This is a genomic window from Mariniflexile gromovii, from assembly GCF_017814435.1.
Classification (GTDB): Bacteria; Bacteroidota; Bacteroidia; order Flavobacteriales; family Flavobacteriaceae; genus Mariniflexile; species Mariniflexile gromovii.
Genome location: NZ_JAGJCB010000023.1, coordinates 46,452 through 55,140 on the forward strand (window position 1 = coordinate 46,452; position 8,689 = coordinate 55,140).

Below are 8,689 nucleotides of genomic sequence, written 5' to 3' on the forward strand. Positions count from 1 at the left end.
GCTCCTTTTTTATATTTCTAAAATTTTATTTTTGAAGAAATTATTATTGAATTTGGTTTTTCGCTCTATTGTCTTCAATATCAGCAGCCTCTTTTAAGGCATTGTATAGTCTTGAAGAAACTACATTTAATTTTTGTTGCTCTACTCTATTAGCAGCAGCTTGATAACTATCTAACTTAGTTGCTGGCGTTACCTTAGTTACTTTAATCATATAAACACCGTTAGCACCATCAATTAATTTAGAAGTCTTACCCTCTTTTAAGCCAAAAGCTGAACCAACCACTAAAGGTTCTCTACCAGCACCTGTAAGCATTGGATTTTTCATATTAATGCCAACAGCTGTTCTTACAGTGGTATTTTCGGCTTTTGCCAAAGCCTCTAAACTAGTTGCAGACACTCTTTTTCTAATTAATTCTGCTTTCTTTTCATTACGAACAATAGGCATAACAGTTGCTTTAGCATCTTCAACAGACATAAGTCCTTCTTCATGCTTAGCTACTAATTGTGCTATTACATACCCATTGGTAACATTAAAACGTTTAATATCGCCTACTTCTGTATTATCTTCAAAAGCCCAACGTACTATGGGTCTTTGGCTTCCAACACCAGGTATATTCTCATCTAAAACCTTCAGATTATTTACTGGCATAACCGCAAGATTTTTCTCTTTGGCTACAGCTTCAAAATCTTTTTTCCCTACAGCTATTTCAAAATTAGATGCATCTCTAAATATTTTATCAATTGAAGTTTCAGATGGTTCAATCTTTCTTGCAACTGTAGCAATTTGCATTGCTGTCTTTTTATCTTTTTGACCTTCAATTTCTATAATATGAAAACCAAAAATAGTTTTTACTACACCTAAGTCCCCTACCTTACCTTCAAACTCAAAATCATTAAATTCCGGTACCATAGAATTATAAGGGTGCCAATCGTAACGACCTTCGTTATTCACGCTTCCTTGGTCTGAAGAATATTCAGTTACAAATTCAGAGAATTTACTTTTATCGGCTTTTAACACAGTTAATAAACTGTCTGAAAAACTTTTTGCCTGCGCTTCAGATCTTGTTACTTCTGCAGAAGCACTTTGAGAACCTATGAAAGGAATTAATATGTGTCTTACTTTTGCAGAATCTGGTATTTGTTTAACCGCAACAACTTTAGAAAGTTTGTAGTATCCATTATCTGTATATGGGCCGTAAACTTGACCTACATTTAATTTAAAAATACTATCAGCAACCCCAGGAGTTAAATCAGATTTAAAAACAAAACGCTTATCAAATTTAATATCAGAATTATTATTTACAAAACTTTCGCTATTAGTAGTATTTAAAAAACCGATAACTGTTTCTTCTGATTTTGAAACATCGTTATACTCCACTTTATCTTTTAAAAGACCTTTTAAACTTTCCTTTATAGCCTTTTCGTCTTCGGCTGAAGCCACTTCATTAAATTGAACAAATTTAATATCTCTGGATTCTTTTACTTCAAATTGTTTTTTATGCTTTTTAATGTAATCCGAAATATCAGAAGTTGAAATTTTCACTTTATCATCTTCAATTGAAGAGTAAGGAATTTGAACAAACTGGATATCAACTTTATTTCCTTCTAATTTATGCTCTAATTCACCTTCTTTCAGCGTTGCTGTTAAACCAGCTCTAACCATGTTAAAGTAGTTTTGTTGCAAAGCGTTTGAAGCTATAGAATTCTCGTAGTTAACCCAACCTTGGTAACCTTCGGCAGAAGTTTCTTTTAAATTGGCTATGTATTCATTTAGTTTATTCTCATCGAATAGACCTGCTTCGTTTAAAAACTCTGGACTGGTAGACAAGGTTGTTTTTAACAAGTCTCTCATTTGGTCTTTTTCTATAGAAATACCTAGTTTTTCGTACTGGTTTTCCATGATGGCCTGTCTAACTTCCTGTTCAAAAACCTGGTTAATAACTTGCGAACCTGTAGCATTTGGTCCTGCTTGACGTTGTGCAGCCTCTACTTTTTGCATAAAGTCTTCGCGGGTAATGTCTTTACCATTTACGGTAGCTACAATATCTTGAGAACTTGCTGAAAACGAGCTACCGCTTTTAAACAAATCTGCTAATACAAAAGAAAATAACGCTAACGCTATTACAATGATTAAAAATAGTGAACGTTGTCTTATCTTATTTAAAACTGCCATTTGAAATTATTTTTTAAAAAACTATTGTTAAGTTGGTTGCCAATTGTACTTGGCAAAATATCGTGGGCGAAAATACTATTTTCTATTTAATAATAAAAGGGTTATTCTCTATTTATGAATTAGGATTTTCGAATAACGTTTTTTGAATTATCATAGATACTTTTTGACATCATATTTTTGGCATAATCATTCCCTTAAGTCTTTTCAATTCGTAGATAAAAAAACTAATCTTCATCCAAAAGTTTCAATTCTACAAGGTCTATTTTAGTGTTTGATACTTCTAAAATTGTAAAACCAAAGGTGTCAATTTTTACAACTTCATTTTGTGCCGGAATTTCTTCAGTATGGTTTACAATTAAACCTCCTAAAGTTTCGTAGTTTTCACTTTCAGGAAGATTAAGCTTGTAGGTTTCATTAAGATAATCTACTTCCAATCGTGCTGAAAATGTATAGGAACCATTTTCCTTTTTTTCTTCAATTAAATCGACGGTATCATGTTCATCCTCAATTTCACCAAATAATTCTTCAACAATATCTTCCACAGTCATAACTCCTGCAGTACCGCCATATTCGTCTAAAACAATCGCCATACTTTTACGCTTTTTTATAAGCACACTAAGCACGTCTTTTACCAATACCGTTTCTGGAACGTATTCCACAGGAAGCATCATGGCTTTAATATTTTTAGGTTTTTTAAATAACTCGAAAGAGTGCACATAGCCTAAAATATCGTCAATCGTATCTTTATAAACCAAAATTTTGGTAAAACCTGTTTCTGTAAAGAGCGCGCTAAGCGATTTGATGGAATCGTTAATTTCAACAGCAGTGATTTCTGTACGAGGCACCATAACCTCGCGTGCTTTAACTTCTGAAAACTCTAAAGCATTTTGAAAAATTTGAATTTCGGAATCCACGTCATCATGTGCTTCAACCGATTCCATTTGTTCACTAATATAATTACCTAATTCCACCTTAGTGAATGCTAATTGTATTTGGTCGCCTTCGGTTTTAAAAATATGTTTTAAAACAAAATCTGAAATCCAAATAACAAAATCGGATATAAACGTAAACAGTACATAAAACCCGTAAGCTGGAATTGCTAAAGCTTTAATTAATGTATTGGCATATATTTGGAAAAATACTTTCGGGAAAAATTCCGCAGTAATTAAAATAACGAGTGTAGAAATTACCGTTTGGGATAGCAGACTAAAATCGGTAAGCATCAAATCTAAAAAAGCGTATGATGTTGGCACCATGGTTTTAAACCAATCTACCAACAAATCGCCCATAAAAAACCCATAAATAACCAAGGCTATATTGTTGCCAATAAGCATGGTTGCAATAAATTTTGAAGGTTTAGCCGTAAGTTTCGTTAAAACTTTTGATAAAATACCTTCCTGTTTTTTTTCAATTTCTATATGGATTTTGTTTGAAGATATATAAGCAATCTCCATACCCGAAAAAAAAGCTGATAGTATTAATGATACAATAATGATGATGACATCAATACTCATTTATTTTGAATTATTAGTATTATCGTATTTTTTAGCAAACTTTCTTCTAAAGAAATACATGAAAATAGCTAGTGCAGCAAGTCCAAAGGAAACATAGGCACTATTAGAGGCCCCTGAACTCCATTTAGTTATACCATCATAAATAAACAGTACAGCGAAAACCAAATAGGCGTATTGAAAAATTTTAGAATATTTCATTTTTATATAATATTTGTAAAGATAATTAAAATTGAAGCATGATAGTTTTTAAATTAATTTTGAACAAAATTAATCTTCCACAGAAATAATACCTGTAACTTCTAGCACTTCGGCTGTCTTGAATTTTGAATCTGAATCGAAACCATTACCATTTATAATATCCGTTTCTGTTCTAAATGTTACAGGCTTATTGGTAAACAACCATTCTTTTTTTTGGTCGTAATATAATTGTTCCGTTTTTAAAACCCTGTTATCAGCGGTAGTAATCACTACATTTCCTTGTAGGTCCAAAAGATCTGTTTTATCATAAACAATAGCATAATCGGCTACCACAATACTTTTTTTATTCTGCTCGTCAAACAAATTCAATACAATACCCTTTGGGAATTCGTTATAAGGGAAGTCTCTATTGGTAAAATCCAGCATTTTTGGACTTAACAAATTTGCGGTAACTCTGCCAGAATCGGTATGTTTTAGGTTAATGTTTTCAGCAATGCCAATGGGTTCATTTTCTGAAACACCTATTTTCTGAACTTGATTAAAACTGTCGTTACATGAAAAAAACATAGTCACCACAATAATGGTGACTATGTTCAGCAATATATTTTTAAATTTTAGTGTCATCTATTTAAGGAACTTTAACCGAAGCTCCAATCCAACAACCAATTTTAATAGTTTCACCAGATCTACCGGAACTAAAAACCTCGGCTTTTGAAGGTGCTTTAGACAAATAGTTTGCTGCAGAGTTTGCAGATGCACTTGATAGTTTGGAATCAACTCGTGCAGCTTTTTGAGCTTCATCTGCTGCTAACCAATACACCGCTCTTTTATTAAAGTTAGTATCTCCACAATCATTAGCACTTGCTGCATACATAGCTGCAATTGATAAGTAAGGACGTCCGTTTGAAGGATTCAATCTTAAAGCTTCTCTAAAGAAGGTTCTTGCTTGCCCATAGCTACCTTTAGCTTTAAGCTTTAATGCAATTTTGTTGTTAAGATTTGACTTTTTGAAATTATCAGTTTCCAAATCAATGGCTTGCTTATAGAAAGCAATCGCTTCGTTTGATTTACCTTGTTTATCTTTAAGCACACCCACATAAAATGCAGTATTTGCATCTGGAGCTATAGAGTTTTTTTGTTCAACAATTTTCACAAACAATGGATCATCAGTACATTCTTTTTGATACATCATATTCATCGCGCTTTGTAACCAATCGGCATTCATTTTATTATCCTCAAAATTCTTTTGATAAAGAGGAATTAAAATATCACAATTAGCTCTTGTACCCATTTTTTCATCAATACCCGAAGCAATCAAGTCATAATTAGACAAATAGCTCTCGTAATAAACTTTGTATTGCCCTTCTGTATTTGTTAATTCAGTACCTGCTGCCTCTTTTTCGATAAGTACGTTTAAGCTTTCAGAGTAGTTTTTTACTTCATCTTCAACTTTCTCTACAATATCATCGTATTTATTAAATAAATCCTCTGCTGTTTTTTTTCCTGCATCAAATAAATCTACCATCAAAGAAAAGTAAGTGTATAAACTTTGAGGGTTTGTAAATGTTGCTTTATCTTCTTTGTAAACAGCATCAAAACAAGCATATAATTCCTCATTTGTTTTATTTAAAAGAGCTCTGTTATCATACATTAATTGACAAGACTGTGCTCCATATTCACCTTTAGGTGTTTTATCAGGAAAATGCTCGCCTCTTTCAGCCCAAAGCTTAATTAAATCGTTTATAGCTGCAGCTTTATCTGCACCAGTTGATTTCTCAATTTTATCGGTTAAAATTTTCTCACCATCAATATATATAGCGTTATTAAATTGAGGGCATTTTTTTCTTACATCCATCCAAGGTTGGTAGGCTGCATCAAAATTTTGGGCTTTAACATATTCATGGAATATGGAAAGTTTTGTCATACACTCTTCATCTTGCTGTGCAAACCCAATATTTAACCCAATAAATAAAGCTGCTAATAATAATGTAATTTTTGTTTTCATGATAATAATAATGTTACGCTGTTAGTCATATTTTCTTTTCTGGAACCATCTATCATTCAAAGATAAACTTATTTGGAAATTAACAAAATTCTCTTGTATTAAATTACTGTTTGTTGTTCCTCTTCTTCCAAGTTCCATTCCTAAGTTGGCGTTAGAGAAAAAACTACCAACTGGTAATCCTACTCCAAAAGATATGCCAAACTCGTTTATTGATTCATTTTCTATATTTAAGCCTGTGTTTTCATAATGCAAACCAGCTCTATAAACGGCACGTTTTAAATAACTTGTGAATGAATTATACTGTGGAATGTAAAAACCTCCAAGTGAAACACTTGACGCATTTTTGTAGACTATCGCAGAACTTGTATATAAGTCGTTTGAAAACTCACTTGTTTGTTGGTATTCAGATTCAATACCTACAAACCATTTTCTTGGTTTCCCAATACCTGCTCCTACCGAGAATTTTGACGGTAAAACCAAATCTGTTTCCAATAACCCTAGTGCCTCTAAATCTACTTCTGTTGTTCTATTCAATCTTGGTTCTAAAGTATTTACAACCGTAAAAGATCTTGTATTTTGTGAACCTAAGTTAGCTTTTGGTGTATAAGTTAAACCTGAAACTAATTCTAAATTAGTACTTATCATCGTTTTATAGGACAACCCTAAATTCACATTCAAACCACTTAAATCAGATCTATTGTTTTCTCTGGTTTGGCTTGTTATGATATCGCCATCATCGTCATAATTAAGAGCGGTAAAACTATTTTGAATGTTCCCAAAATTGTATTGAACATCAATACCAACACTTAGTTTTTCATTAACTTGATATCCAAAACCTAAAAATGCTTTATTCAACCCGCCTTCACCATTAAATCTATTCGATTTTCTACCATCATCATAGTTATCATCTAAAGTTTCCAGTTTATATCCCACAGATGTATAAGGTATTAAACCAAAGCCAAAGCCAAATTTACCCATTGGCACAGATAATGCTAAATAATCGAACGTAGCAGAACTAGCTTTGTCACTTCCTGAGTTGCTCTTTAAAGTCACATTGGAAAAAGATCCTCCAACTGTAAACTTTACGGGTCTGCTTTCCCCATTTAATATATCTAAGTTTTTACCAGCATATCCGGCAGGATTTCTTAAGTTAACATGGATACTATCGCTATAAATACTTAAGCCTCCCATACTTCTATTTTCGACTGTTCCTTTAAATTTTAAGCTACCTATACCATAAAAAGAATAAGGTGAGGTTGTTCCTTCTTGCCCGTAACTATTAATTGCAAAAACTGCAATAAAAACCAATACAAGTTTTTTAATCATTCGTTTGAATTAAATTGTAAAATAAAGTTCAGTCCTTCTAACAGAAAATTAGAAGTCGCAAATATGCTACTTTTTAATTGTTTAGACAAGAAATTACTATCGCCTCCTGTTAAAATAACTGTTAAATCTGAATATTTTAATTTATAATCTTCTATAACCCCATCAATTTCTTTTAAAACACCATATACCACACCCGAGTGAATAGATGTTTCCGTAGAATTCCCAACAATATTATTGGGCAAAGTTGTATCTAATAACGGTAAATTTGCGGTAAAATTATGCAAAGCTTTATAACGCATACGTAAACCGGGAGCAATAGCCCCCCCTAAGTAATGGTTTTCTGCAGTTATAAAATCATAAGTAATGCATGTTCCAGCATCTATAATAAGCACATTGTTATTTGGAAATTGATTGACTGATGCACTTACTAGCGCTATCCTATCAACCCCTAAAGTTTTTGGGGTTTTGTACAAACTTTTATAAGGAAGCTTTAAGTTTGAATTTAAAATCAATAAATCGAAATAAGCACCAATAATTTCAACATCCGCTTCATTTAATCTGCCTACCGAAGATACAATGGCTCTTTTAATAGCGCTAAACTCATGCCTAATTGCTCTTATACGCTCTAAAATCAAATCCAGTTTAACAACTTCTTTATGTTCCATGGTATTCCCGTTAAACACGGCCAGCTTCACAAAAGAATTACCTACGTCAATTATTAAATTCATAGAAATTATAAAAATTCAAATTTACGAAACGAAACATAATTAAAATTTTATTTTACTTATTATATTGATTATAAAATACATGCATTTTTAAAAATAAAAAAACACAAAATAAGATGCATTTTTTACAAATTTCTCTTGCTGAATAACAAAAATCAACATATATTTGCAACCGCTTTGGCGAGGTACCTTAGCTCAGTTGGTAGAGCAAAGGACTGAAAATCCTTGTGTCCCTGGTTCGATTCCTGGAGGTACCACAAAAAAATCCCGAAACTTTTGTTTACGGGATTTTTTGTTTTTAATCAATTCCTATTAATTCCTATTAAATTCTTCTAACTTTCAAGCTCTAAAATTCAATAATCCCCATTTCGTATTAAATAGCCAACAAATTTAGTCACCCTTTAGTGCAAGTTTTTGAAAAAAAGCAAAAACCACGCTATCCGTTGTATCTTTTTATGGCCTAGGGGCTGCAGCACAGTTACTGGCAGTGCCACAGTTGCACTTTTTCCCCACAATGAGTGGTCCCAAAAGCCCATAAAAAGGATGACACTGCTATCGCTCTTGCCCACAGCTGCCGGTCCAGTGCCAAGTCCCAAAAACTAGGTTTACCAAAAGGGGCCGTACCAAACCATATAAAAACAAAAAACCCTTCATTTTTCAATGAAGGGTTTCCAAAAAAGGCAACGACCTACTCTCCCACAATGCAGTACCATCGGCGCTAACGGGCTTAACTTCTCTGTTCGGAATG

General features: G+C 32.8%; 7 protein-coding genes, 1 tRNA gene and 1 rRNA gene. 1 reads left to right on the top strand and 8 read right to left on the bottom strand.

All coding sequences use genetic code 11. From position 1 onward, the window contains the following. Positions 1-43: 43 nt before the first annotated feature. From J8H85_RS16740 to J8H85_RS16770, 7 genes are all read right to left on the bottom strand, one after another. A complete protein-coding gene (locus J8H85_RS16740) occupies positions 44-2,173 on the bottom strand; it encodes a peptidylprolyl isomerase (RefSeq protein WP_209656527.1) in 2,130 nt (709 codons plus the stop codon). A gap of 224 nt (positions 2,174-2,397) precedes the next feature. Then, positions 2,398-3,687, bottom strand: a complete 1,290-nt coding sequence (locus tag J8H85_RS16745) for a hemolysin family protein (RefSeq protein WP_209656529.1) — start codon at positions 3,685-3,687, stop codon at positions 2,398-2,400. After that, positions 3,688-3,885 (bottom strand): LPXTG cell wall anchor domain-containing protein, encoded by a 198-nt coding sequence (locus tag J8H85_RS16750; RefSeq protein WP_209656531.1) that lies wholly within the window; start codon positions 3,883-3,885, stop codon positions 3,688-3,690. Positions 3,886-3,954: 69 nt separating this feature from the next. Further along, positions 3,955-4,485, bottom strand: a complete 531-nt coding sequence (lptC, locus tag J8H85_RS16755; RefSeq protein ID WP_245243840.1) for an LPS export ABC transporter periplasmic protein LptC — start codon at positions 4,483-4,485, stop codon at positions 3,955-3,957. 28 nt (positions 4,486-4,513) lie between these two features. Further along, positions 4,514-5,890: a hypothetical protein gene (locus J8H85_RS16760; RefSeq protein ID WP_209656535.1), complete on the bottom strand. Its 1,377-nt coding sequence runs from the start codon at positions 5,888-5,890 to the stop codon at positions 4,514-4,516. A 21-nt stretch (positions 5,891-5,911) separates the two neighbouring features. Then, complete coding sequence (locus J8H85_RS16765; RefSeq protein WP_209656537.1) at positions 5,912-7,216, bottom strand: outer membrane protein transport protein; 1,305 nt, start codon at positions 7,214-7,216, stop codon at positions 5,912-5,914. Continuing rightward, positions 7,213-7,944: a type III pantothenate kinase gene (locus tag J8H85_RS16770; protein ID WP_209656538.1), complete on the bottom strand. Its 732-nt coding sequence runs from the start codon at positions 7,942-7,944 to the stop codon at positions 7,213-7,215. Before J8H85_RS16770 ends, J8H85_RS16765 begins: the two co-directional genes overlap by 4 nt. A gap of 181 nt (positions 7,945-8,125) precedes the next feature. Here J8H85_RS16770 and J8H85_RS16775 point away from each other — a divergent pair. Continuing rightward, positions 8,126-8,198: transfer RNA gene (locus J8H85_RS16775), tRNA-Phe, on the top strand. A gap of 418 nt (positions 8,199-8,616) precedes the next feature. Here the strand turns inward: J8H85_RS16775 and rrf are convergent. Beyond that, positions 8,617-8,689: ribosomal RNA gene (gene rrf / locus J8H85_RS19250) — 5S ribosomal RNA — on the bottom strand; the annotation flags it as partial.